This is a genomic window from Hymenobacter sp. BT18, from assembly GCF_012273015.1.
Taxonomy (GTDB): Bacteria; Bacteroidota; Bacteroidia; order Cytophagales; family Hymenobacteraceae; genus Hymenobacter; species Hymenobacter lutimineralis.
On the sequence record NZ_CP050954.1, the window covers coordinates 323,035 to 348,890 of the forward strand.

At 60.4% G+C, this 25,856-nt stretch carries 21 protein-coding genes; 16 read left to right on the forward strand and 5 right to left on the reverse strand.

Translation table 11 applies throughout. The features are described 5' to 3' along the window. Positions 1-72: 72 nt before the first annotated feature. The 3 genes from HER32_RS01445 to mtaB all read left to right on the forward strand — a co-directional run bounded on the left by HER32_RS01445 (position 73) and on the right by mtaB (position 3,866). A complete protein-coding gene (locus HER32_RS01445) occupies positions 73-1,929 on the forward strand; it encodes an LTA synthase family protein (RefSeq protein ID WP_168679947.1) in 1,857 nt (618 codons plus the stop codon). A 10-nt stretch (positions 1,930-1,939) separates the two neighbouring features. After that, the gene (locus HER32_RS01450) at positions 1,940-2,320 is read left to right on the forward strand and encodes a hypothetical protein (protein ID WP_168679949.1); all 381 of its coding nucleotides are present in this window, start codon (positions 1,940-1,942) and stop codon (positions 2,318-2,320) included. 205 nt (positions 2,321-2,525) lie between these two features. After that, on the forward strand, positions 2,526-3,866 hold the full coding sequence (gene mtaB, locus HER32_RS01455) for a tRNA (N(6)-L-threonylcarbamoyladenosine(37)-C(2))-methylthiotransferase MtaB (RefSeq protein ID WP_149072343.1): 1,341 nt from the start codon (positions 2,526-2,528) through the stop codon (positions 3,864-3,866). An 84-nt stretch (positions 3,867-3,950) separates the two neighbouring features. Here mtaB and HER32_RS01460 read toward each other — a convergent pair whose 3' ends face one another. Next, entirely contained in the window at positions 3,951-4,328 is a 378-nt protein-coding gene (locus HER32_RS01460; RefSeq protein ID WP_168679479.1) for a hypothetical protein, read from the reverse strand. A gap of 1,060 nt (positions 4,329-5,388) precedes the next feature. Continuing rightward, positions 5,389-6,627: an ABC transporter permease gene (locus HER32_RS01465; protein WP_168679951.1), complete on the reverse strand. Its 1,239-nt coding sequence runs from the start codon at positions 6,625-6,627 to the stop codon at positions 5,389-5,391. Positions 6,628-6,740: 113 nt separating this feature from the next. Between HER32_RS01465 and HER32_RS01470 the strand changes: the two genes are divergently transcribed. Together HER32_RS01470 and HER32_RS01475 are read left to right on the forward strand one after the other, a co-directional pair. Next, positions 6,741-8,012, forward strand: coding sequence for an asparagine synthetase B (locus HER32_RS01470; protein WP_410503888.1), 1,272 nt, complete (start codon positions 6,741-6,743; stop codon positions 8,010-8,012). 371 nt (positions 8,013-8,383) lie between these two features. Continuing rightward, positions 8,384-10,207 carry a glycoside hydrolase family 2 protein gene (locus HER32_RS01475; RefSeq protein WP_168679953.1) on the forward strand — a complete coding sequence of 608 codons (1,824 nt, stop codon included), beginning with the start codon at positions 8,384-8,386 and terminating at the stop codon, positions 10,205-10,207. A gap of 19 nt (positions 10,208-10,226) precedes the next feature. On the opposite strand, the gene HER32_RS01480 is transcribed toward HER32_RS01475, so the two are convergent. Genes HER32_RS01480 through lpxK form a run of 3 tightly spaced genes read right to left on the reverse strand, consistent with a single transcriptional unit; the run spans position 10,227 to position 13,943 of the window. Next, positions 10,227-10,868, reverse strand: a complete 642-nt coding sequence (locus HER32_RS01480) for a tRNA-(ms[2]io[6]A)-hydroxylase (RefSeq protein WP_149072338.1) — start codon at positions 10,866-10,868, stop codon at positions 10,227-10,229. Between the two features lie 56 nt (positions 10,869-10,924). Further along, positions 10,925-12,898, reverse strand: coding sequence for a putative porin (locus HER32_RS01485; RefSeq protein WP_168679954.1), 1,974 nt, complete (start codon positions 12,896-12,898; stop codon positions 10,925-10,927). Then, a complete protein-coding gene (gene lpxK, locus HER32_RS01490; protein WP_168679956.1) occupies positions 12,891-13,943 on the reverse strand; it encodes a tetraacyldisaccharide 4'-kinase in 1,053 nt (350 codons plus the stop codon). Before lpxK ends, HER32_RS01485 begins: the two co-directional genes overlap by 8 nt. Positions 13,944-14,072: 129 nt before the next feature. On the opposite strand from lpxK, the gene HER32_RS01495 reads away from it, so the two are divergent. The 11 genes from HER32_RS01495 to groES all read left to right on the forward strand — a co-directional run bounded on the left by HER32_RS01495 (position 14,073) and on the right by groES (position 25,824). Then, positions 14,073-14,750, forward strand: a complete 678-nt coding sequence (locus HER32_RS01495; protein WP_168679958.1) for a uracil-DNA glycosylase family protein — start codon at positions 14,073-14,075, stop codon at positions 14,748-14,750. A 112-nt stretch (positions 14,751-14,862) separates the two neighbouring features. Then, a complete protein-coding gene (locus HER32_RS01500; RefSeq protein ID WP_168679967.1) occupies positions 14,863-15,963 on the forward strand; it encodes a Nif3-like dinuclear metal center hexameric protein in 1,101 nt (366 codons plus the stop codon). Further along, a complete protein-coding gene (locus HER32_RS01505) occupies positions 15,953-16,702 on the forward strand; it encodes a zinc ribbon domain-containing protein (protein WP_149072334.1) in 750 nt (249 codons plus the stop codon). The genes HER32_RS01500 and HER32_RS01505 overlap by 11 nt, the downstream gene beginning before the upstream one ends. A 63-nt stretch (positions 16,703-16,765) precedes the next feature. Further along, positions 16,766-18,334 (forward strand): tetratricopeptide repeat protein, encoded by a 1,569-nt coding sequence (locus HER32_RS01510; RefSeq protein WP_168679969.1) that lies wholly within the window; start codon positions 16,766-16,768, stop codon positions 18,332-18,334. A 180-nt stretch (positions 18,335-18,514) separates the two neighbouring features. After that, positions 18,515-19,786, forward strand: coding sequence for an anthranilate synthase component I family protein (locus HER32_RS01515; RefSeq protein ID WP_168679971.1), 1,272 nt, complete (start codon positions 18,515-18,517; stop codon positions 19,784-19,786). Between the two features lie 154 nt (positions 19,787-19,940). Next, the gene (miaB, locus tag HER32_RS01520) at positions 19,941-21,401 is read left to right on the forward strand and encodes a tRNA (N6-isopentenyl adenosine(37)-C2)-methylthiotransferase MiaB (RefSeq protein ID WP_168679973.1); all 1,461 of its coding nucleotides are present in this window, start codon (positions 19,941-19,943) and stop codon (positions 21,399-21,401) included. 139 nt (positions 21,402-21,540) lie between these two features. Beyond that, positions 21,541-22,851 (forward strand): sigma-54 interaction domain-containing protein, encoded by a 1,311-nt coding sequence (locus HER32_RS01525; RefSeq protein WP_168679975.1) that lies wholly within the window; start codon positions 21,541-21,543, stop codon positions 22,849-22,851. Then, complete coding sequence (locus HER32_RS01530) at positions 22,832-23,362, forward strand: LptE family protein (RefSeq protein WP_149072329.1); 531 nt, start codon at positions 22,832-22,834, stop codon at positions 23,360-23,362. Before HER32_RS01525 ends, HER32_RS01530 begins: the two co-directional genes overlap by 20 nt. Positions 23,363-23,478: 116 nt before the next feature. Next, positions 23,479-24,900: a hypothetical protein gene (locus tag HER32_RS01535; RefSeq protein ID WP_168679977.1), complete on the forward strand. Its 1,422-nt coding sequence runs from the start codon at positions 23,479-23,481 to the stop codon at positions 24,898-24,900. Then, entirely contained in the window at positions 24,901-25,272 is a 372-nt protein-coding gene (gene secG / locus HER32_RS01540) for a preprotein translocase subunit SecG (protein ID WP_168679979.1), read from the forward strand. Positions 25,273-25,533: 261 nt separating this feature from the next. Beyond that, complete coding sequence (groES, locus tag HER32_RS01545; protein WP_168679981.1) at positions 25,534-25,824, forward strand: co-chaperone GroES; 291 nt, start codon at positions 25,534-25,536, stop codon at positions 25,822-25,824. Positions 25,825-25,856: the final 32 nt, after the last annotated feature.

The window sequence follows — 25,856 nt, forward strand, 5'->3', positions numbered from 1 at the left end:
ATAGGCATTTGCAAATTCAGCACTAGTGAGCCCGCGGCGCAACTCCCGGGCCTGGGGTGTTACTTTTGGGGCGTGAAAAACCGCTTTGCGTTTCAGCCGCGCTACTTCCTGTTCTGGCTTTGTTTTTTCTTCCTGGCCAAACTGCTGTTTCTGGCTTACCAATTCCGGCTGGTGGCCCCTTTGTCAGCAGCTACGGTAGCCAACATTTTTTGGTATGGACTGCGGCTGGATGCCTCCGCTGCGGCTTATCTGTGTTTACCTGCCTTTCTGCTTTTCTTAGTCGACAGTCTGGCCGGACCGCGCTTTCCGCTGCAGCCCCTCCTGCGCTATATAACGAGCGTGGCGGTGCTGGTGGTGACGACGCTGACTATAGCGGACCTGGAGCTGTACCAGGTCTGGGGCTTCCGCCTGGATGCTACCCCGCTACAGTATCTGAATACGCCCGCCGAAATGGCGGCCTCGGCGGGTGCGGCCCCCTGGGCCCTGCTGCTAGCGTTGTGGGCAGGCCTGCTGGCCGGCAGCTGGGGGCTTTACCAGCGGCTGATTGGCCGGCTCCCGGCCACCCCGGTTGCTTTCGGCCGCTGGCGGGCCCTCGCAGTGAGTGTGCTGTACCTAGCCCTGGCAGTGGTGCCGCTACGGGGCGGGGTGCAGCAAATTCCCGTCAACCAGAGCGACGTATACTTTTCGCCGGTGCCCTTCGCCAACCACGCGGCGGTGAATATGGCCTGGAACGTGATGAACTCCCTACTGCAGCAGAACAGCACGGTAAACCCCTACCCCTACCTACCCGACAGCACCGCCACCCGCTTGGTCAGCCAGCTCTACCCGGCCGGCCGCCCGCAGGCAGCACCGCAGCAGCTCTTGACCACACCCCGGCCCAACGTACTGTTCATCATTCTGGAAAGCTTTACCAGTAAGTGGGTAGGCAGCTTGGGCGGGCAGGCGGGCACTACCCCTACCCTGGATAGCCTGGCCCGCACGGGGGTGTTGTTTTCCAACGTGTACGCGGCCGGCGACCGAAGCCAGAAGGGCCTCGTGGCCCTGCTCAGCGGGTATCCTAACCAGCCCACTACCAGCATTATCAAGTACCCGCGCAAAACGGAGCGGCTGCCCCACCTGGCCCGCTCCCTGGCGGCTGTCGGTTACTCTTCCCGGTACTACCACGGCGGCGAGCTAGCGTTTGCCAATATGAAAAGCTACCTCGTAGCAGCCGGCTACAACCAGCTCACGGAGCGCAGCGACTTTCGGGCCGCCGAGCAAAACTCGAAGTGGGGCGCCCACGACCACGTGCTGTTCCGCCGGATGCTGAGTGAGCTGCCAGCCCAACGTCAGCCCTTTTTCGTCACGGCTTTTACGCTGAGCAGCCATGAGCCTTTTGATGTGCCCATGGCTACCCGGTTTCGGGGGTCCGACGAAACCACTCGCTTCCGCAACTCGGTGTATTACACGGACCATGCGCTGGGGCAGTTTTTACGGGCAGCCCAGGAGCAGCCCTGGTGGGCCAACACCTTAGTTGTACTGGTAGCCGACCACGGGCATCCGTTGCCGGGCGGCACGCCAAATTACGCCCCGGCCAAGTTCCGAATACCGCTTATCCTAACCGGGGGCGCCCTGCGGGCCGAGGCCCGGGGGCAGGTTGTGGCCACGCTGGGGTCGCAGACAGATGTAGCGGCCACCCTGCTGGCTCAGCTGGCGCTGCCGACGGCCGCGTATCCTTTCAGCCGAAATATCCTGGCCGCTGACTCCGCCTCAGCCTTTGCGTTTTACTGCTTCACCGATGGTTTTGGCCTGGTTACTCCCCGCGGGGCCGTTACCTTTGACAACGCGGCCCGGCAAGTAATTTCCCGCAGCCCCGGCGTCCCGGCCGCTCAGCTGCAAGTGGGTAAGGCGTACCAGCAGGTTTCTTTCGAGGATTTTCTGCGCAAATAACTTCCCCCGTATGGCCCAGCCCCAGCCCGAGCTGCTCTTTGTGTACAACGCGGATGCCGGGCTGCTGAATGGCCTACTGGATGCGGTTCATAAGGTCGTATCACCCGGCACGTATGCCTGCTCCCTGTGCGCCCTCACCTACGGCGCTACCAGCATGCGCCCCGAGTGGCGGGAGTTCCTGCGCCAGCTGCCCGCCCGCACCACTTTCTTGCACCGTAATGAGCTTCCGCGGCAATTTCCGGAGCTGGCAGCTGTTGCGTTGCCGGCCGTTTTCCGCCGACCTGTAGCTGGTTCCTGGCAACTGCTGCTTGCCGCCCCCGAGTTGCAAGCCTTGGATTTGGCGGGTTTGATGCAAGCCCTGCAGGACAAACTCCACCTCCCAGCGGAATAAGCGCCTACCGCTGACTACTGCCATAGGCTAAGTAAAATTTCGCAGGGTTTCCCACCCTGCTGGTCCAGGGCGTGAGCCAGGCTCCTAAGGCTGGGTCATTCCCGTTACTCCCTTTTTAATGAAACCTTGGCCCAGTTAAGTGCGGATGCTTTACTGGCTTAGCGTGCAACAACCGGCAAGTCGCCGTATCTTTGCGGCCTTGCTTATGGAAACCAGAAAAGTTGCCTTTTATACGCTGGGCTGCAAGCTCAACTTCTCCGAAACGTCCGCCATTGGCCGGCAGTTTGAGGAGCATGGCTTCGTAAAAACCTCTTTCGAAGACGCGGCTGATATCTACGTTATCAACACGTGCTCGGTAACCGACCATGCCGACCGCAAGTGCCGCAAGGTGGTGAAAGAAGCCCTCAAGCACAACCCGGAGGCCTTCGTGGCCATTGTGGGCTGCTACGCCCAGCTCAAGCCTCAGGAAATTGCCGGGATTCCCGGAGTGCATGCTGTGTTGGGGGCCGCCGAGAAATTTCAGCTGGTGGAAACGCTGGCAGGCTTCCGCAAGCCCGCCCCGGGGCAACCCGGGCAGGTGTTTGCTTCCCCCATTTCTGAAGCCACCGAGTTTCACGCCGCCCACTCTTTCGGCGACCGTACCCGCACCTTCCTGAAGGTGCAGGATGGTTGCGACTACTCCTGCTCGTTTTGCACTATTCCGCTGGCGCGGGGAAAAAGCCGCTCGCACTCGGTGCAAAGCGTGGTAGAGCGCGTGCAGCAGTTGGCCGAAACGGGGGTAAAGGAAATTGTACTCACGGGCGTAAACCTCGGCGACTTTGGCCTCCAAGGCCCTGAGCGGGAACGGAAGGAAGACTTCTATGACTTGGTTCGCGCCCTTGATGAGGTTTCCGGCATCGAGCGGTTCCGGATCAGCAGTTGCGAACCGAACCTGCTCTCCGACGAGATTATCCGCTTCGTGGCGCAGTCGAAGCGGTTTATGCCCCACTTCCATATCCCGCTCCAGTCAGGCTCCAACAAGATTCTGGGGCTGATGCGTCGGCGCTACCGCCGGGAGCTGTACCAGGAGCGGGTAGCGTTGATTAAGGAAGTAATGCCTCACGCCTGCATTGGCGTCGACGTTATCGTGGGCTTTCCCGGCGAAACGGAGGCCGATTTTCTGGAAACCTACCAGTTTCTCAACGAGCTGGACGTGAGCTACCTGCACGTATTTCCGTACTCGGAGCGCGAAAACACCCTGGCCCCAACCCTGCCCGGCCGCGTGCACGACCGGCTCCGCCACGACCGCACCACCCAGCTGCGCGGCCTCTCGGAAAAGAAAAAGCGCTTTTTCTACGAGCAGCACCTCGGCCAGGAAACCCAGGTTTTGTTTGAGGATGACGTGACGAATGGGCAGATGGAAGGCTTCACCCCCAATTACATTCGCGTCACAGCCAAGTATGACCCGTTGCTGGTGGGTGAGCTGAAACGCCTGCGCCTTACCGCCGTGAACCCGCAGAACCTGATGGAAGCGGAAGAAGTTGGGTTCGAAGTATTACACCATTAGCCTCCAATTCTTACCAACAAGCAAAAGCGGCCCGATAAAGTATCGGGCCGCTTTTGCTTGTTGGGTCTTACCCTTGAGGAGGCATTACCGTAGCTGGCGCTGCATTAGGTCCAGCATTTGCTGCATCATGCGCTGCTGCTCCTGCAGATGCTGATTGCGCAGCTCGGCCAGGGCCAATTGATGGGCCATCTGTTGCGTGTACAGAGCCGACTGCCAGCCATCGGCTGGTGCCGGGGCGGGGGCCGGAGGCGTAAGGCTGGGGGCAGCCACTGGGGCCACTGCAGGAACCGGGGCCGCCGTGGCGGGGGCTTCCGACACCAGGTTTTTGAATGCCTGTCCAGATTCCGGAGCCGACTGCCTGCTTGTGTCAGCCGGTAGCTCTACGGAGCTGGCGTAAGCGGCCGGATCATCAACCTGCTCATCTTCTGAAAGTGAAGCTGGCTCTGGCTTGACCTTACTCATATCCACTGCTTGCCCATTTGAAGCATACGCCTCGCTATTGAGCATAGGCCCAATGCCCTGCAGCAGCCAGTCTTTAGAAACATTTGGATATACTTCGAATACCTTGCACAAAAGGTCAAAACCAGGCTTATTACGCTCATCTACAAGGTGTTGAATAACCGTAGCCGTCTTATCCAAGGAAGTAGCAAAGGCATTCTTGCTTATTCCCAAATGAGCAATAAGCGAGACGAAGCGCTGTCCAACTGTTTCCGTATTTTGCATATACCCAAATGATTTAATAGCAAATGTATATAAAACTTTCAAACACTCCCGATAAAGTTTTCACTTTGGAGTTGGTAGGCTTTAGCTGGTAGCAGCCGACTGATCCCGGCTTCGCACTGATAAAACGGTTGTAGGTATTCTCTCCCGGGCAGAAAGTGAACGAGGTGCCTGAAGGTGGCTGATAAAACCTCGCAGGTAGGGCACGGGCAACAAGTACGCTTGGGCCTGGCAGCGTCATAGTCGCATCACCGCAATGGCAAGCAGGGTTACTGCTTGCCATTGCGGTGATGCGTCGGTGCCTGCAACCAGCCTCCCCGGTTCTGCTTCTAGCCTACACCCGCTAAGCGGAGTTACTGGAAAAAAGGCCGACCTGTTTGCTTCAATACTCACTCAGAGTACAAATTGAAAAGCTGACGCCGAGCTTGCGCCGCAGAAGTATCTGGCTCACTTTACGGCCGCTTCCGCTTGCTTTTTTCTGAACTGGCGGAGCAGCTTGTAGCAACTGTGAGTACTGAATCTATTGGCCTGGGCTATGCCGTTCAACCATCCCGCTTGAGCAGTTGTTGCCTGGCTTGCCTCCGAAGCGCGGGCGTATCTTTACTTGATCTAGGATGGCAGCAGGTACTCTACCAAGGCCGGTAACGCTACGCCAGCCTGCCCGGCCCCCGGCGCCGCTGCCGGCTGGTTGCGGTAGTCCCGTTTCGGCCGGCCAGTAAACTTGCTCCTTCTTCCAGCTGCGCTGTTGCACAGCTAAACATAGGCCCGGCTGTTGCCTACCAACTACTACGCCATCGGGCGGCTACTCGTAGCGCAGACTCTCAATGGGGTCGAGGGCGGCGGCTTTGCTGGCCGGGTAGTAGCCTGATGCCAGCCCTACGGTTACGCAGATAATCAAACCCAACGTCATCCAGAGCCAGGGCACCACGAAGCCGCCACTGCCCACAAAAAGCGAAACCCCGTTGCCCATACCCACCCCCAGCAGAATGCCGAAGGAGCCGCCCATTATGCAGATAACAATGGCCTCGATGAGGAACTGCTGGCGGATCTGCAGGGCGGTAGCACCCAGTGCTTTTCGAATACCGATTTCGCGGGTGCGCTCCGTCACCGACACCATCATGATGTTCATAAGGGCAATGCTGGCCCCGAGCAAAGTAATAAAGCCCACTAGGAAACCGCCGATTTTCATCCCGCCAGACAACTCATCAAGCTTAGCGGCCAGAGAGTCGGAGCGCTCCAGGTCAAAGGAATCTTCCTGGCCCAGCTGGTCGTGGCGCACGGCGCGCATAATGCCGGTAGCCTGGCCCGTAACGTAGGTCAGATTTTCGGGCTGCTGCACTGCCGTTTTCACGTCGTAGGTGAGGGCCTGCTGCCGGGGCATCTGGTTGCCGGTTTCCAGCGGAATGAGAATGGTGCGGTCGGAGCCGCCCCCGCCCATGGTGGGCCCGCTTTTCTCGAATACGCCCACTACCTGAAACCGGCGGCCGAGAAAGTACACGTATTGGTTGATGGGGTTCTGCTGAGGGAATAGCTTGTCTTTGATTTCCGTACCCACAATAGCCACGTTGGCCCCGTTATCCAGCTCGGTTTGGGAAAAGCCCCGGCCGCTGCCCAGATTGTAGTTCTGGATGAGTAGGTAGTTCTCGTCCCCGGCCACCACGTTCATGTTGGGGTTGGTTTTCTTGCCGTTGGCCTTCACCTCGGCCGCCCCCGCAATAAAGGCCGACAGCCCAACTTTGGCATCGTCGCCGAGTTGCTCTTTGTACTGCTGGGCCTGCAGGTAGCTGATGGGCGGGTAGGTTCGCTCCTGCCGCCCCCCGCGCCGGAAGCGGTTATTGTACCCTTTGGCCGTCATTTCAAAGGAGTTGGCTCCCAGGCTGGCAAAGGTCTGGTTCAGGGAATTCTTCATGGCATCAATGGCCGTGAGGATGCCCACCAGCGCCATAATTCCGATACTTACGATAAGCGCCGTGAGCACCGTCCGCAGCAGATTGCTGTGAATGGAACGGAACGCCTCCCGAATGTTTTCTAGCAGATGCATGGCCAAAATCCCAGGTAATGGTGCGCTGTGGGCGCTGCAAGGTAGCCGCTTTCAGGCTAACTCCCGCGGGTTTTGGTACATTTGCTTACCTCGGTTTTTTACGGTTATCGTGCATGATGCGGAAGTTGTTTTTTCTGTTTGCGGGCCTGTTCCTGAGCCTGCTGCCACTGGCAGCCCGGGCCAACCACGTGCTCATCCCAATGGACCAGGTCCAGAAAGAGCACCTGAAAGCCTACGGCATTGCGTTCTGGCTGCTTACCAAGCAGGTAGAGGTAGATTGGCTGCTGAACTACCGCGGGGGCGCTTTTGCCTGCGACAACGTGCCCGGCCTGGAAAATGAGCTGGCCGTGCGGGGTGTGAGCTTTCAGGTGATTTCGGCGGCCCAGTACGGCATCATCCTGCAGGAAATTGCCGACCCCAACGCCAACATGGACATCATGAAGCTGGAAAAGGTACCCAAGATTGCGGTATACACGCCCAAGGGTAAGCAGCCCTGGGATGATGCCGTGACCATGGTGCTTACCTACGCCGAAATTCCCTACACCCAAATCTACGACGACGAGGTGCTGCACGGCGACCTGCCCAAGTACGACTGGCTGCACATTCACCACGAGGACTTTACGGGCGAGTACGGCAAGTTCTACGCCTCCTACCGCAACCGCCCCTGGTACCAGCAGCAGCAGCGCGACTCGGAGGCGGCGGCCAAGCGCAACGGCTTTGCCAAGGTCAGCCAGATGAAGGGCGCCGTGGTAACACGCATGCAGGAGTTTGTGGCGGGCGGCGGCTTTATGTTTGCCATGTGCGGGGCTACCGATACTTACGACATTGCCCTGGCCGGCCTGGGCATTGATATGGTGGAAAGCATGTACGACGGCGACCCGGCCGACCCCCAGGCCCAGAGCAAGCTCAACTTCAACCGCACCCTGGCTTTCAAGGACTTCCAGCTGGTACGCGACCCGTACCAGTACGAGTACAGCAACATCGACATGCAGCCCCAGGAGCGCGGCGTGTACGAAGACAATGACTATTTCCAGCTGTTTACTTTCTCGGCTAAGTACGACCCGGTGCCCACCATGCTCACCCAGGACCACGAGAAAACCATCAAAGGCTTCATGGGTCAGACCACAGCTTTCCGCAAGCAGCTTATTAAGTCCGATGTGGTGGTGATGGGCGACAACAAGGCCTCGGGCGAGGTGCGCTACATGCACGGTACTTTGGGCAAGGGCACCTGGACGTTCTATGGGGGCCACGACCCCGAGGACTACCAACACCTGGTAGAGGAAGAGCCTACCGACCTTTCGCTCCATCCCAACTCCCCCGGCTACCGCCTCATTCTCAATAACGTGCTATTTCCTGCTGCTAAGAAGAAAAAGCAAAAAACCTGATCAGCTGTAGGCAAATTGGGTCATCCCAAAAAGCGCCAGGAGTTGCTGAGAGCAGGTTCCGGACAAACGATTTTTCAAGTGGCAACGGAAGCTGCGCGTCCCGGCTGTGGGGCTTCTCTCTTGCTTGCTGGACTCACCAGTCACGCCTGCTGTTCAATCTAATTCGGCGGCCCTGTTACTCTAACTTATCTAACGGACAGCGCGTTAGCCTTGGCCCCGCCTGCGCTGGCAGGCACTGGCTTTCCTTGGTCCAGGCTTCCACCATAGTTTTCCTATTACTCTCGGGCAATTGATTCGGTACAAAACTCCCGGGTTAGGATATCCGTGAGGGTAAAATCCACGTTTGTAAGCGCTGACCTACTGCTGACCTTATGACTTCCGGGCAAACCAACTACGGCTTCTCTGCTACCAAAGGTGACTTACGCTCTGCCAACCCTCTCCCACGAGCTGTACTTCGCTCCAACAACTACCTGCTTCTCGATGGCGAATGGAGTTTTGCCCTAGACCCCGAGGACATTGGCCTGCGCGATGCTTGGTACGTGAGCCACCAGTACCAGCACACCACCAACTGGCCTGGCTCTATTGAAGAGCATATGGAGCAAATCAAGGTGCAGGGCCAGCCCTCCCGGTGGCAGGATAAGGTGGTAGCCTGGTACGAGCGGGAATTTGCCCTGCCCGAGCGCGGCGACGAACACAGCCTGTTTCAGCTTACATTCGGGGCCTGCGGCTACGAAACCCATGTGTGGCTGAATGGGCATCAACTGCGCACGATTGAGGGCGAAGATGTGCACTACGGCGAGTATACGTCCTTTTCTTTTGAATTGCGCGCCGAGCAGCTACGGCCCGTCAACCGACTCACCGTCCGCATTGCTGACACGATGGATGCCGAAACGCCCCGGGGCAAGCAGGAGTCGCACGTGTACAAGCGGGGCGGCATCTGGTACCAGACTCAAACCGGGGCTGTGCGCAGTGTGTGGCTGGAAATGGTAGAGCGCAACCGCCTCCGTTCCCGCGTGGGCGTTGAGAGCGTCATTGAGGACCACCTCGTCCGCTTCAACATCACCACCCGGGTGCACGACCCGGGCGTGTACACGCTGCGGCTGCAGGTATTCGCCACCGACAGTGTTTCGCCCCAGCCCCTGGCTACTTCAGATTTCTCTTTAAAGCTGGAAGCCGGGCAGCGGCAGCAACGCGTAATTCTGGAAATTCCGGATGCCAAGCTGTGGGCCCCGGGCTCCCCTAACCTGTATCGGCTAGTAGCCCACCTCATCGATGCCGACGGCTACGATGCGCAGATTGAAACCCATTTTGGTTTGCGAAAGGTAGAGTCGCGCGGCCGGTACGTGTACCTCAACAACGAGCCCATCTACTTGGATGGTATTCTGTACCAGCCCGGTACCGCTACCTACGAGGAAATGCGGCGCCACATGCACGCCATGCGCGAGCTGGGCTGTAACTTGGTGCGGGTTCACATTGCGGGCATCGACCCACGCATTTACAACCTGGCCGACGAACTGGGGCTGCTGCTCTGGGTGGAAGTGCCCAGCCCCCACTCCTCTACTCCCCGCAGCCGCGAAAACCACCGGGCCGAACTCCTCCGCATGCTGGCCCTTATCCAGTCGCACCCCTCCGTGGTTATCTGGAGCCTCTACAATGAAGACTGGGGCTGCCAGGATATTGCCACCAACCCCGAAACCCGCCGCTACATCATCGACATGTATCACTACATGCAGATTGAGCACCCGCAATTCCTGGTGGTAGACAACGACGGGTGGCAACATATTTCCCACGAAGGCCGCCTGAAATCCGATTTGCTCACCGCTCACCTCTACACGCCCGATTTGCCCCGCTGGCAGGAGTTGCTGGACCGGCTAGTGCAGGGCGAAATGGTGGGCACCGCTGCCTTTCCTTTGGTGGTGGGTGACCCGTTCTTTTACCGGCGCCAGAAGCCCCTCATCGTGAGTGAATGGGGCGGTTTTGGGTTTGCGGATTACGGCGGACCTGCGGCGGGAGAAGAGCGCACGGAGCGCATTCGCCAGTTTAAGCGGGAGCTTCGCAGCCGCCCCATTGCCGGCGACGTGTACACCCAGGCCACCAACATTGAGGACGAGCGTAACGGCATCATCGACCCGCACACCGGCGAGCTGTCGGTACCGCCCGGGGTTTTGAACTCCGGAACGGCGCCCCTCTTATAAGCGGCCTGTTGCGCGGCGGCTAGTGCATCCGGTCGTCGCGCACGGGCAGGCTGGTGACGATTTCGCCTTCAATCTGGAGCAGTTCCTGCAGGCGGGCGTCTACCTCGCGGGCGTCGCAGTATTCCTTGGCCAGGTCCACGTACGCCACAAAATGGCCCGCTTCCGACACCATCAGCTCGTAGTAAAACTTGCTGAGCTCGGGGTCGGGAATGTGCTTCCAGAGCAGCTTGAACCGCTCACAGCTGCGGGCTTCAATCAGGGCCGACACCAGTAGCTGATCCATCAGCTGCCGCTCGCGGGCTCCGCCTTTGCGCACGTGGGCCATCAGCTGTACCACGTACTCGTCGCGGCGGGGGCGACCCAGCTGGTGGCCCCGCTTGCGCAGCTCCTGCAGTACCCGCTCGAAGTGGGCCCACTCCTCGGCCACCAGCTCGGTCAGCTCATCCACGAGCCGGGTTTTCTCCGGGTACTTCACAATCAGGCTGATGCCCGTGCTGGCGGCCTTCTGCTCGCAGTAGGCGTGGTCGACGAGAATGTCTTCGATGTTCTTACTAGCAATATCCACCCAGCGCGGGTCGGTATTGAGTTTCAGCTTCAGGATGGTTTTCTCCCGTTTCTGCGCTTCTTCCAGGGAAGGCTGCGTCGCCGAAAAGTCTGTCATAACGCTTCAAGTACTGCCTGAAACTACCCATGCTAAACAGGCTACAGGCTAAGTTATTAATCAAAGAAGTTCCAGCGCAGCCCAAACTGAAAGCTTCGCGGGTTTCCCGTGTAGTAAGGCGTGGCGAAGTAGCCGTTGCGGTACAGTCCCTGGTTGAGGTAAGCTAGTTTCAGGAAGAACGTCACAGCCTTGATGTCGCCGCTCACAAACACATCCATGAGCGGGTAGCTGCGGGAAGTGAACGTGTTCTGCACGTAGAACTGCTGGGTGCTGGGGCTGTAGTCGTAGGGCCGCCACCGCGACTGGAAGTACGTTTCCAGTCCGACCTGGCCAAACAGGGCTTTCTTGAACAAGTAGCCCTGGTAAGCAATGCGGCTGTTGGCTACCAGGGCCGGAATGCGTAAGCCAGGCTGGTCGCCGCCCCCGGTCAAAGTGGCTTCGTGGTCGGCGCGGAACTTGCCCAGGCGCACGTGGTGGCGCAGCCGGCCAATAAACAGGCGGCGGGCTTCTTGCAACTGCTCAGGTACCGCGGCCTCGTTGTAGAAAACCAGATCGGTGAGGTCTACGATGGCACCTTCTGCCCAAATGTGTTGAGAACCTAGCTTCTGCTCAGCCCGAACCAGTAACTGGTTTGCTTTGGTATTGCGGAAGGTGTTGCCTTCTGTGACATGGTCCCAGGCGTAGTGGTTGCCGCTCAGCTGTTGTTGGGTGAGCGTGGGCGCGTACGAAATGCTGGAAATCTCAGCCGTGAGCGGCCCCAGCGTAGCCGACGCCCGCACCCAGTACTCGTCGGCCAACTTGTACTCGCCGGCCGTTTCGATGGCAAACTGCCGGTAACGGAAGGCCGCCGTGCCGCCCAGAAACACTTGGTTGAGCGTGCGAGCCCCGGTTTGCTCCGATTCGTCCTCGTTCACCATTGAGCGGGAAGCAAGGCGGGCATTACGGTACCGGCCATAGAGGCGGTAGTCGACGGCGTCGGTGTGGCCCAACACTCCCACTGTGTTGTCGAGTTGCCGGTACGTGGTGCTGTCACCGGTAGCGGTCGAGTCGTAGCGGGTTTGGCGGTTGGCCAGGGCCCGGGGGTAGTACAGGATGTTGCCCGCGTTGTCGTAGGGAATGGCGTCGTCGTCGTAGCGGACGCGCTGGCGGTTGTAGTCCAGGGTATGGTACGCCGTGAGGCCTTTGCTAAGCAGGCGGTACGTTTGCGTCAAGTGGACATCGTCGCGGTTGTCGCGGCTCAGCGCCTGGGAAAGCCACACTTCCTCCCGCTGGTAGTCAAACAGCTGCCTTAAAGTCGAATCCCGGGGCAGGTTTCGAGCCGGGTCGCCGGGCTGGGGCTTAATACCGCCCTGCTCCACTGCCTCGTGCCGCGTGATGAGGTAGTTGGCCAGCAAATGATACCGCTCATCTTCGGACTGGTAGCGCCCAAACAGCATGATGGTGGAGTGGCGCACCATGCCCTGCCGGGGTGTAGACGCCAGCACCTTGTTGCTGGCCACGCGGTTGTAGGTGATGCCCACATTGGCCAGCTTTTTAAAGCTCCGGCTGTGGGTCAGCTCAAAGATCTGCTCCCCCAGGTTGCTCTGCAGGTAGCGAAAATAGGTGAACGGCGAGCGGGTATCGTAGTACGGGATGTTGGCGGGATTGGGCGCGTACCGGTCGAAGGCGTTGCGCCCCAGCCGGGCCCCAATCTGGGTGGGCATCTGCCAGAGCAAGCGGCGGGAGGCCGTGCCCAGGTTGCCCAGGTCCTGGTAAAAGGACGAATCGGGCAGCCAGTAGCGCAGGTTATGAAAGGTGGTGAGGGTGGTGTCCACGGTTTGGCCCTCGGTCAGGTCGCGCAGCACGTCCCGTTCCCGGATGATGCGCGTCGTGAGGGGCCCGTACAACACTTTGGTGGAGTCGTCGATGATTTGGGCGTGCGCCGGCCCACCCAGTACCAGCCCGACCAGGACGGCCAGCAGCCCGGCGTACCAACGAGTTGCGGAGAGGCCTTTCCTTCTCAACGAAAACAAAGCAAATAAATCAGACAACAGCGTAGGGCTGAAAAGTAGACATCAGTGACTGCCGGAGAAGGCTGGCGCCATCGGCCAGGAACCGGACTTCAATGGGAATATAAAACACCGGCACGCCTGCCAGAGCCGCCTGCAGGGCCGGCTCGCGCAGGCGCATGGCGTCTTTCTGCGTGGTAAAGATGCTGTCTCCGGGCCGGAGTTGGGCACACACCGCCTGAATTTCGGCCACGGTAAAGGGGTGATGATCGGCAAAGGCGGCCTCGTGCGTAAGCAAATATCCGGCCTGCATCAGGTGAGCCCGCAGGGGCCCGGGCTGGGCTATGCCCGTCAGCAGCACCCCGCTTTTGGTGGCCGGCCCGCCCTCCGCGCCTACAGCAACCGGCACCCCGTAAGCATAAGTGGAAAACAGCACGGGCACGCCCGGTCGGCTGTAGCGCCGGATGTACCGCCGAATCTGGGCTTGTTCAGCCAGGGCAAGCTCCGCCGGGCACTTGGTGACGATAATGGCATCGGCCCGCCGGGCTCCACGGCGGCTTTCGCGCAGCCGCCCCGCGGGCAGCACGAAATCATGGTAGAATGGGCGCTGGTGCTCGGTAAGCAAAATGGACAGCGTAGGCTGCACCCGCCGGTGCTGGTAGGCATCATCCAGCACTATCGCCGAAGCGGAGGTGTCGCGGAGCAGGTGTTGAATGCCCACCCTGCGGTCCTCGGCTACGGCGACGGGCACGGCGGCCTTGAAGTCGAGAAAGTGCTGGAGCGGCTCGTCGCCCACCGTTGCGGCGGAGTCGGCGGCCGACACCCGCCCGTAGCCGGTTGTCTGGCGGCCGTAGCCCCGGCTAAGAATAGCTGGCAGCTGGCCGGCCAGCTGCAGTTCGTGCACCACCCAGGCCACGTGCGGGGTTTTGCCCGTGCCGCCCACCCGCAGGTTGCCTACGCTGATAACGGGAACCGGGAAGTGTGTTACTGCCTTGAGCCCCCTATCATACAGCCAATTGCGCACTGCCAGCACGGCGGCATAAAGCCAGCTTAGTGGCAGCAGCAACAGGGTAAGCGGAGCGTTCATGCGGGGAATACAGAATTGAGTGGGGCGAAATTAAGGGGTTGTGGGCTGCCAACGGCGCAGGCTCCTAACGTAAGAGCAACCAAACCCGATGTTTTCGTCTGCTACTTTCCGCCATTTCTTCCGCCGCGTATGTCGTTTGCCGACCGGCTGCTGCCGTTTCTGACCCAATTTCCGCTGCCTGAGACCCTGCCCGGCGACGTGCAGGCCCTGAGCCCTTACCAGGAGCCCGTTCCCCGCGAGCTACTCACGCAGTTTGCTCACCGCTTTTACGCCAGCCCCCGGCCACGCATTGCCCTGCTCGGCATCAACCCCGGCCGCCTGGGCAACGGCCGCACGGGCGTGGCCTTCACCGACCCGGTGGCTTTGCAGGATGTCTGCGGCATTGCCAACGAGCTACCGCGCCGGCGGGAGCCTTCCAGCCAGTTTGTGTATGAGGTAGTGGCGGCCATGGGCGGGCCGACGGCTTTCTACGAGGACTTTTATCTTGGGTCGCTTTATCCGCTGGTACTGCTGAAAAATGGCCTCAACTACAACTACTACGACGCCCCCGCCCTGCAAACAGCCCTGCTGCCTGCCATGCGGGACTCCCTACACCGGCTGGTGCACGAGGTGGGCGTAGCACGCCACGCGGCCGTGTGCCTGGGCCGGCGCAACGCCCTGCTGCTGCATCGCCTGAACCAGGAGCTACAGCTGTTTGACCACATTGAGGTGCTCGACCACCCGCGCTACCTGATGCAGTATAAGCGCCGGGCGCTGGCCGAAAACGTAGCCCACTACGCCGCAACCCTTGACAAGGTGCGCCTGTGAGCAGGGAAGCCCCAGCAGTTCTTCGGGCCAGCCGTTAGAATAATTCACGACTCCCTGCGCCAGATTTATTTTCCACATTTGTCACATTCCTCACATTCGCCAAATTAAAAGAATGCCCACCCTTCAAGACCTTATGCGCGTGCTGGAGCAGGCCGCCCCGCTGGCGTACCAGGAAAGCTACGACAACGCGGGCCTGCAATGCGGCAACCCGGCGGCGGAAGTGCGGGGCGTGCTGATTGCCCTGGACTGCACGCCCGCCGTGGTGGAGGAAGCCCGCCGCCGGGGCTGCAACGTGGTGGTAGCCCACCACCCACTCATCTTCAAGCCCCTGAAGCGCCTGACCGGAGCTACGGAGGTTGAGCAAACCCTGCTGCTGGCCATCCGCCACGATATTGCCCTGTACGCCGCCCACACCAACCTCGACAATGTGCTGCACGGTGTCAACCGCAAGCTGGCCGACAAGCTGGGCCTGCAGCAGCTGCGCATCCTCGACCCCAAGCCCGGCCTGCTCGCTAAGCTTATCACCTACGTGCCGCTTGCCCACACCGATGCCGTGCTGCAGGCCCTTTACCAGGCGGGAGCCGGCCAGGTAGGCGCCTACTCGGAGTGCAGCTTCCGCACGGAAGGCACAGGCACCTTCACGCCGGGGACTGGTACGCACCCGCATATTGGTCAGGTGGGTCAGCCGGAGGAAGTACCCGAGCACCGGGTAGAAGTGCTGCTGCCGTTGCACCTGAAAAATGCGGTGGTGCGGGCGTTGCGGCAGGCTCACCCCTACGAGGAAGTTGCCTACGACATCATTCGGCTCGAAAACCAGCACCAGGACGTAGGATCGGGCATGGTAGGCGAGCTGCCGGAGCCGCTAAGCCCGGCGGAGTTCCGGCAGCGCCTGAAAACCGCTCTGGGCGTGCCCGTGGTTAAGTACACCGCGTTTGAGCAGCCCATCCGGAAAGTGGCGCTTTGCGGCGGTGCCGGCGCTTTTCTGATTGGCAATGCCCGCGCTGCCGGGGCCGACGCGTACGTAACCGGCGACCTGAAATACCACGAGTACTTTGGGGCCGAGGGCCGGCTGATGCTCTGCGACGTGGGCCATTTTGAGAGTGAGCAGTTTACCGGGGAAATCTTCCGGGATTTGCTTATGGGCAACTTTGGGAGTACTTTTGCGGTCTTAATTGCTGAGACTCTCACCAACCCTGTCCGTTATGATTGCTAACCCTTCCACGGAAACCCCGGTTGCCAGTAAGCTGGAAGCCCTCCTGAACCTGCAGCGCATCGATTCGCAGCTCGACGAAATCCGGCGCGTGCGGGGCGACCTCCCCGAAGAGGTGCGTGACCTGGAGGACGAAATTGCGGGCTACGAGGTGCGCGTAAGCAAGTTCGACGAGGAGATTTCGGGCCTCAACGAACAAATCAAGCAGCGTAAGCAGAACGCCAAGGACGCCGAAGGCCTCATCAAGAAGTATGAGGACCAGCAGCAGAACGTGCGCAACAACCGCGAGTACGAGGCTATTGCCAAGGAAATCGAGCTGCAGCGCCTGGAAATCCAGATTTCTGACAAGAAGATCAAGGAAGCCCAGTACCACATCGAGCAGAAAAACCAGGACATTGCCGGCACCAAGCAGCGCCTGGAAGAGCGCAAGAAGGACCTGGAAAACAAGCGCTTGGAGCTTCAAACCATTGTGGGTGAGAGCGAAGCCGATGAGCAGGTGCTGGTGAATGAGCGCTCCGGGGCCGTGAAGCCCATTGAGGAGCGTCTGCTGACGGCCTACACCCGCATCCGCGGCAACGTGCGCAACGGCCTGGCCGTGGTGACGGTAAAGCGCGACGCCTGCGGTGGCTGCTTCAACACGGTGCCCCCCCAGCGCCAGGCCGACATCATTGCCCACAAGAAAATTATCGTGTGTGAGCACTGCGGCCGCGTACTGGCCGATGTGGAAGCGCGCATTGCTTAGCTTTTGCTGTTGAGCTACTGACTATGTGAAAAGGAACGGCCTGCGCCGTTCCTTTTTTCTTGTATGGGCCGAATCCACCTGAACCTGCGGACTTACCAGCTGCGCCCGGGCCTCTTGCTTTGGTTGCTGGCGTTGCTGTGGCCACTGACGACAGGAACGCTAACGGCGCGCCCGCACCCCCGGCAGATCCCCGCACCCGAAGAAGGCAACGCGGCTAGCTCCCTGAACTTTCAGCTAAGCCCCGCGGCGCGGCAAGCCTACGCCGAGCTGCTGAAACTGCGTACTGCTCCGGCCCGGGCCCTGCTCCGGCCCGAGCAGCAGCGCGCGGCCGGCAGCGCCGGCACCCTGCTGGTAGCCGACTGCCTTGACTTCGCCGAGCTCATGATTACGCAGGATGCCCGCCGCTACGAGCCGCTTATTGACGCCCAGGACGAGCGGCTGGCCCAGCTGGAAAAGTCGCCGGAGCAAACCGCGCTACGGGCCTATGCCGCCGCCGAAATCCGCTTGCACCAAGCCGCCGCCCAGGTTGCTTTTCAGCACGAGCTGCAAGGCGCCTGGAGCATGCGCCAGGCGTATGCCGGCATGCTCCAAGTGGTGCGGCGCTACCCCAACTACCTGCCGGCCCGCAAGACCCTGGGCATGATGCAGTTCTTTATTGGCTCCCTGCCCGAGGGCTACCGCTGGTTTCTGAAGCTGCTGGGGCTGCCGGGCAGCGTGGAGGCCGGGCTCCAGAACCTGCGCGCGGCCGCCCAGCAACCCAACGACTTCCAGCCGGAAGCCCAGATTATGCTGGCGTTGGTGGAGGAAACCTACTACAAGAAAAAGGAACAGGCGGTGCAGCTGGCCACGGGCTGGGCCGCACGTCAGCCCGACAACCTGCTCTTCAGCTACTTGGTCATTAGCCTCAACAAGCGCCAGCACCACACGGAAGCGGCCCTGGCCGCCTACCGGGCGCGGCCCACCGGGGCGGGCTACCTGCCGGTAGCATACCTGCACCACATGGCCGCCGACTTGTACCTGTACCAGGGGCATTATGCCGCCTCGGAGCGGGCGAACCTGGTTTTTCTGCGCGACTTCCAGGGCCAGCACTACCGTAAGGATGCCGCTTTCAAGCTCTACCTGGCCTGCTGGCTGCGCGGCGACAACGCCGCCGCGGAACTGTACCGCCGCCAGATACCCACGGCGGGGCGCACCGTAGTGGAAGAAGACACCTATGCCCAGCGGTTTTACGAAGGCCAACAGCCCCTGAATGCCCATCTGACCCGGGCCCGGCTGCAGATTGATGGGGGCTATTACCGGGAGGCTCTCTCCACGCTGAATGCTTTCCAGGAAACACCCCGGACTCTGCTGCGTGACCGAATCGAAGCGCCCTACCGCCGGGCCCGCGCCTGGCAGGGCCTCGGTCGCCTCGACTCGGCCCGCCTGCTCTACCGCCAAACTATGGCTGTAGCGGGCAACGCACCATACTACTTTGCCCCGCAGTCGGCTCTGCAGCTGGGCTATCTGTACCAGGCCGAAGGCCAGAAAAGCACGGCCCGCTACTATTTCCAGAAAGTGCTGGCCTATCCCAAGCACGAGTATAAAAACAGCACCGATGCCAAAGCCAAAGTAGCCCTGCAGGAGTTGGACTGACCCGAAGGCGCTAATGCCCCTGGCGGGTCTTGACCTATCCTGACTGCAGATTTAGTCCGCGCAGCGGGTGCGTCTGCCCGCCGGCGAATAGAAGCCAGTCTCCCGACTGGCGGCCGCCCCAGCGGCCACCCGGTACCGCGCCACCTTCGCCACCTCGCTCCGCCGCCGTACTTTTGCGCCGTGCTTTCCTTTCCGCTTGCCTCCCTCCCGTTCGACTTTACCGCCCGCGCCCTGCGCTGGGCCGCTGGCTTTGCCCACTGCGCCTATTTTGAGCCCAATAAGCTGAGCTATCCGGCCGGGCCGTTTGAGCAGCTGCTGGGGGTTGCCGCCGAAGCGCCCGATGCCCCGCGTACTTTGGCGGAGTTGCGCAGTTGGCAGCAGCGGGAAGGCGCCGCGCCCGGCTTTGGGTTCCTGACCTATGAGGTAAAGAACGAGATAGAGCAGCTGACCAGCGCCAACTTCTCGGGCCTGGACTGGCCAGTGCTGCACTTCTTCCGGCCCCAAACCTGGCTGCGTTGGGACAGTGAGCGGGTAGAAATCCACGGGCACACGGCCGGCGTGCTGGACGCTATTCTAGCTACTCCTGTGCCAGCCGTGCCACCCGTCCGGGTACCGTTGCTACGAGCCCGCCTGCCCAAAGCCGACTACCTGCGAACCGTAGAGGCCGTGCGCGAAGACATCCTCAACGGGGAAGTGTACGAATTGAATCTTTGCCAGGAGTTGTACGCCGAGGCCGTTGTGCTAGACCCCGTCGAGGTGTTTCTGCACTTGCAGGCCGCGTCTCCCGCCCCCTTCGCCGGTTTTTTTCGCCACCGGCACCACTACCTGCTGTGCGCCTCGCCGGAGCGGTTTCTGGCCCGCCGCGGCGCCACCATCCTTTCGCAACCCATCAAGGGCACCATCCGGCGGGGTACCACGGCGGCCGAGGACGAGCAGCAGCGCCTGCGCCTGCTGCACGACGAGAAGGAGCGCGCCGAAAACCTGATGATTGTGGACTTGGTCCGCAACGACCTCGCCCGCGTAGCTCAAACGGGCACTGTGCAGGTGCCCGAGCTGTTTGGCCTCTACCCCTTCCGCCAGGTCTGGCAGATGATTTCGACCGTGCAGGCTGCGCTGCGCCCCGACGTGGGTATGGTGGACGTGCTGCGGGCATCTTTTCCCATGGGCTCGATGACGGGGGCGCCGAAAATTCGGGCCATGCAGCTGATTGAGCAGTATGAGCGCACCCGGCGCGGCCTCTACAGCGGCAGCATCGGCTACGTGTGGCCCTCCGGCGACTTTGACTTTAACGTGGTTATCCGCAGCCTGCAGTACCGGCAGGACACCGGCTACCTGAGCCTGCAGGTGGGCTCGGCTATTACCTACGATTCGGTAGCGGAGCGCGAGTACGAGGAGTGCCTGCTCAAGGCGCGGGCCGTGCTGGAAGTGCTGGGCGCCACGGTGAGCGAGTAAGTGCGTGAATGCGTGGTTTCAGGTGCTAACACCTTCCTTGCCCACTCCTGTACTTACTCTCGCATTGCTTTCTGCCATTCTGTCATTTTAGACCTATAACCGTTACCTTTGTCTTTCCCCGAACTGTGAAGCCGACGCCTCCGAGGCATTTTCTATGTCCCAACCGCTGATTACCTTAGACTTCCTCGATACGCCTACCCTCCCCACGCCCACGGTGGAGGCCACCACGCACGCGCACGAGCCCTCGGGTGCCGTGCGCGTAAACCCCAGCACCCGCACCGGCCGTACCCGCAAGCTCTACATCGAGAGCTACGGCTGCCAGATGAATTTCTCGGATTCCGAAATCGTATCCAGCATTCTTTTTGAGCAGGGCTTTGATACCACCGAAGAGCTGGAAGGTGCTGACCTGGTACTGCTTAACACGTGCTCCATCCGGGAAAAGGCCGAGCAGACGGTGCGTATGCGCCTTTCCCAGATCAACAGCTACAAAAAGCGCAGCCCGGGTATGTTGGTAGGTGTGCTGGGCTGCATGGCCGAGCGCCTGAAAAGCAAGTTTCTGGAAGAAGAAAAACTGGTAGACCTGGTAGTGGGCCCCGACGCCTACCGCGACCTGCCCCAACTCATTCAGCAGGTAGATGGTGGCCAGAAAGCCGTGAACGTGCTGCTGAGCCGCGAGGAAACCTACGCCGATATCACCCCCGTACGCCTGAACTCCAACGGCATCACGGCTTTTATCAGCATCATGCGGGGTTGCGACAACATGTGCTCCTTCTGCGTGGTGCCCTTCACCCGCGGCCGGGAGCGGAGCCGCGACGCGCACAGCATTGTGCAGGAAGCCCGCGACCTGGTGGCCCAGGGCTACAAGGAAGTAACCCTACTGGGCCAGAACGTGGACTCCTACAAGTGGGCCAGCGCCGACGGCACCGAGCACGTGAACTTCGCTCAGTTGCTGGAGCGCGTGGCCCTCATCAGCCCCGAGCTGCGGGTGCGCTTCTCTACCTCGCACCCAAAGGATATTACGGACGAGGTGCTGCACACCATGGCCCGCCACGAAAACATCTGCAAGTACATTCACCTGCCGGCTCAAAGCGGCAACTCCCGCGTGCTGGCGCTCATGAACCGCACCTACGACCGGCCCTGGTACGAGGAGCGGGTGCAGGCCATCCGCCGCATTCTGGGCGAGGACTGCGCCATCAGCACCGACATGATTTCGGGCTTCTGCTCCGAAACCGAGGAGGAGCACCAGGACACGCTGAGTCTCATTGACTTCGTGCAGTACGACATGGGCTACAACTTCTTCTACTCGGAGCGGCCCGGCACCTTGGCGGCCCGCAAGCTGGAAGATGACATTCCCCTGGACGTGAAAAAGCGTCGCCTGCAGGAGGTTATTGACCGCCAGCAGTTGCACGCCCGGGCCCGCTACGCCCGCATGGTGGGGCGCGTACACCGGGTGCTGGTAGAAGGCCGCTCCAAGCGCTCCGAAGATCAGCTCAGCGGCCGCAATAGCCAGAACCAGGTGGTTATCTTTCCCAAAGGCACCGCCCAAAAAGGCGACTACGTAAACGTACTAGTGACTAGCACGACTGGCGCGGCCCTCCTGGGGGAAATCATTTAACAAACGGCTAGCCTGCGCGGAGCGCCTCGTACCATTCCACCAAAGGTGCTTCGCTGTGCCTAAGCTGGCGGCATTCTTTGTGGATGCTGCAAAATAAACCGCTGCGATTTTCGTCTACCCCACGAAAACCTACCCCGACTTGACACCTTCCGAAATACAGAGTATCAAACAACGCTTCGGCATCATCGGCAACGCGCCTACGCTGAACTACGCCATTCAGGTGGCAGCGCAGGTGGCTCCTACCGACATGACGGTGCTGATTACGGGCGAAAGTGGTTCCGGTAAGGAGTCGTTTTCCAAGATTATTCACGCCCTGTCGCCGCGCAAGCACGGACAATTCATTGCCATCAACTGCGGCGCCATTCCCGAAGGCACCATCGACTCGGAGCTATTCGGGCACGAAAAAGGCTCCTTTACCGGCGCCCAGGAAGCCCGCAAAGGCTACTTCGAGGTAACCAACGGCGGCACCATTTTCCTCGATGAGATTGGGGAAATGCCCCTGGGTACCCAGGCCCGGTTGCTGCGCGTGCTCGAAAATGGGGAGTTTATTCGGGTGGGCTCCAGCAAAGTGCAGAAGACCGACGTGCGCGTGGTGGCCGCTACCAACGTGAATCTGCTGGACGCCGTGCGCGAAGGCCGCTTCCGTGAGGACCTGTACTACCGACTTAATACGGTGCCGATTACTGTTCCACCCCTGCGTGAACGCGGCGATGATATTTACCTACTATTCAGGAAGTTTGCCACGGATTTTGCCGACCGCTACCGCGTAAAGCCCATTAGCCTCAACCCCGAGGCAGTACAGGAGCTGCAGCGGTTCCGCTTTCCCGGCAACATCCGCCAGCTTAAGAACGTGGCCGAGCAGATGTCGGTGCTGGAAACCGACCGCGAGGTGGATGCCCGCCGCCTGCGCACCTACCTGCCTGCCGACCAAAGCAGCCGCCTGCCCATGCTGGCCCACGCCGCCGGGCAGGCCACCGATGGCGCCGGCAACGCCTATTCGGAGCGCGACTTACTCTACAAGGTGCTGTTTGATATGCGCCGCGACATGACCGACCTAAAGCGGCTGGTGCTGGACCTGGCCGCCGGCCAACGCCCCCAGGATACTCAGGAATTGCTGCGCCAGAACAGTCACTTGTTCAGCAACTTGAACGCGGTGCCCTACGAGGCTGGCCGGCCTCTGCGCCCGGCCCCCGAAGGCAGTGCCTCCGAGTACATCCTCACGCCCTCCGTGGCCGAGCCTATCGAGTACGAGGAGGAAGGACAGCCCGTGGAAGATATTTCGCACGAAACAGAAGAGGAAACTCTTTCGCTGGAGGCTAAGGAAAAGGAAATGATTATTAAAGCGTTGCGCAAGCACAACAACAAGCGCAAGTACGCGGCTCACGATCTGGGCATTTCCGAGCGCACCCTGTACCGCAAGCTCAAGCAATATGATCTGGAACAACTATAAGCGGCTGCTCGCCCTCTGCCTGCTGGTGCTGGCGGCCACCCTCACGGGCTGCGGTATTTACTCGTTTACGGGTACCAACACGGGCGCCGCCAAAACGATGTCCATCCAGACCTTCCCCAACAACGCCCCTAACGGCCCATCGGCGCTTTCTCAGCAGTTTACCGAGGACTTCAAAGACTTTTTCCAGCGCAACACTACTCTGAAGCTAGTCCCGCGTGATGGCGACCTGCAGTTTGAAGGCGCCATTATTGCCTACGACCTGGCCCCGGCGGCCATCGAAAACCAGGGTGGCCGCGACCAGGCGGGCATTAACCGGCTCACCATTCAGGTGCGGGTGAAATTCACGAATACCCTGGACCCCAAGCAGGACTTCGAGCAAACCTTTCAGAGCTACGAAGACTTCCCCGGCACCCAGGACGCCTCGCAGATTAGTGCCAACCAGACAAAGATCCGCGAAATCAACCGGCGCATTATCAATGATGCCTTTAACAAGTCGGTAGCCAACTGGTAAGTTATGGCGGGCAATGATTTAGTGGCTAAAATCCCGTATTGTTGCGCCCCGCCAGCGGCGGCCTCTTCCTTCACTACCAAGCCTACCGGGCCTTTCGGCCGTTATTTCTCCTGCTCATGACCCGCGCGTCGCTGCTACACATTCTTCATCACGTGACGCATATTTCGCAGGCCGAAGTGCGCGAGCTGGAGCAGTTGGCGGCCGCTTTCCCCTATTGCCAGACGGCCCACCTGCTGCTGGCCAAAGCTGCGCACGACCAGGGCAGCATGCTGGCCAGCCAGCGCCTGCGCCACGCGGCCACCTACGCCGCCGACCGGGAGCTGCTGCGTCGGCTGATTGAAACCTCGCCCGCGGCGCTGCTGGTCGATTCACCAACTCACCTTGTCCCGGCAGCTGCTGAGGCCGGCGTATCGGCACCCGTCGAGGTTGACTTACCGCCAACGCCCGAAACCAACGTATCCGAATCGTTGGCTGCACTGGCAAGCGAGGAATCCAACCCTGATTTACCGGCCTCGCTGCTGGAGGCTGCTGCAGAGCAGCCATCGGCCACGGTTACAGAAGAGGCTAACGCAGGCCCAGAACCTAGTTTTCACACCGAATCAGTTGTGGCCGCCGACTGGCAGGAAACAGTTGCGGAAGCCGAGTTCCCAGCAAAAGATGCTTTAGCCTCCGCCCCCCCGGAAGAAGCGCTGCTTGCGAAGGATGCTGAAAACCTTGTACCGGCAACCACGGCAGCCGCCAATGCTGATTCCCATCCCGCAGAGTTGCCCGTGGAGCGGGTAGCGCAAGAGGAGAATACTGAGGAAGCTAGCTTGGAGGTGGAAGCTGAGGCGGCGATTGTAGAAGAAACTCCCGTACTCCTGCCGGCGCCTACTTCGGGTGAGGAAGTCATAGCGGAGCCAGCCGACCAGCCCGAAGCGGTTACCATCGTTGCCTTGCCCGACGATTTGCCCGCAGTAGCTCCGCCCATCCGTGCCCCCGCCGATGCCGGGTTTTCGCGTTTTGAGTATGGCTTTGAAGAGCCGGATTCCGTGGCGGTTCCCGTTCTGTACGAATTGCCCGAGGCCGATGATGCCGCCCGCCAGAAAACGCCGCCCTTCTACGCCGACCCCTCTATCGGCTACGGCCTAGGGAGCAGCAGCCGACTGGGCTACGCCCTGGAGGCCGGCGAGGCTGGCATGCTGCCCTTGCCACTCGAAGCCTTCTTCGAGCCCGACGCCCTGTTGCTGGCTCACCTTGAGGCCCATAAGCCGGCGCCCCTGCCCACCTCCATCGACCTGATCAACCGCTTCCTGAAAAATAAGCCCCGGCTGAAAAGCCCGGCCACCCTACCGGCTCCTACCGATGAACAGGCCGACCTATCGGTACGCAGCACCAGCAGCGTGCCCGAACTGGCCTCCGAAAGCTTGGCTAAAATCATGGTGCGGCAGGGAAAAGTGGCCAAGGCCATTGAAATATACGAGCGGCTGATGGTGCGCCAGCCGGAAAAAAAGGCGTACTTTGCCGACCAAATTCAACACCTGAAACTCTCGCAGTAGATGTACATTGCCCTAATCAGCCTGATTATTTTTGTGTGCTTGTTGCTGGCCCTGGTGGTGCTGGCCCAGAACCCCAAAGGCGGCGGCCTCTCCAGCCAGTTCGGCGCGGGCGGCACGGCCCAGCTGATGGGCGTAAAGCGCACCGGCGACCTGCTGGAGCGCCTCACCTGGGGCTTTGCCATTGGCCTGATTGTACTTTCGCTGGGCACCCACATGGTGAATGGGGAGTCGGCCGCCGCGCCGGTTCGCAGCGTGAACCAGCAGCGCGCCCTCGAAACGCGCGTACCCGCTACCCCAGTCCCTTCAGCCCCGGCTCCGGCTGCTACGCCGTCCCCGGCTCCCGCTACTACGCCCGCACCCGCTACGAAGTAATTTTTCGGCCGCGGCCAGCTTTAGTGGCTGCAGCAGCTGCAGTCTACCATCCGGTAGTTCCCCAGGGGAGCTACCGGATGTTTGTTTTTAGGCCCTTTCCGTGGCAGACTCTGCCACCACTCTGACAGACCCTCGTGTAAGTTTCCGTCAAGAATGCGGTTTTGGTGTTCATTCTGTCAGGTTTCCCGGGGCTGGCATAAGAAGTGTTGGGCAGCGGGCACCACCTAGTTTCAAGTAACCTTTTTAACCAAAACGTACCATATGTCGCTTAGCATGAAACCGCTGGCTGACCGCGTCATCATCGCGCCGGCCGCTGCCGAGGAGAAAACCAAATCGGGCATTATCATCCCCGATACGGCCAAAGAAAAGCCCCAGCGCGGCGAAGTTGTAGCCGTAGGCGAAGGCAAAGTGGCCGACAACGGCACCACCATCAAGCCTCAGGTAAGCGTTGGCGACCAAGTGCTCTACGGCAAGTATGCCGGCACCGAAATCACCGTGGAAGGTACAGACTACCTCATCATGCGGGAGTCGGACATCCTGGCCGTACTCTAAGCTTCCTTTCTTTCTCTCTGATTTAACTCTCC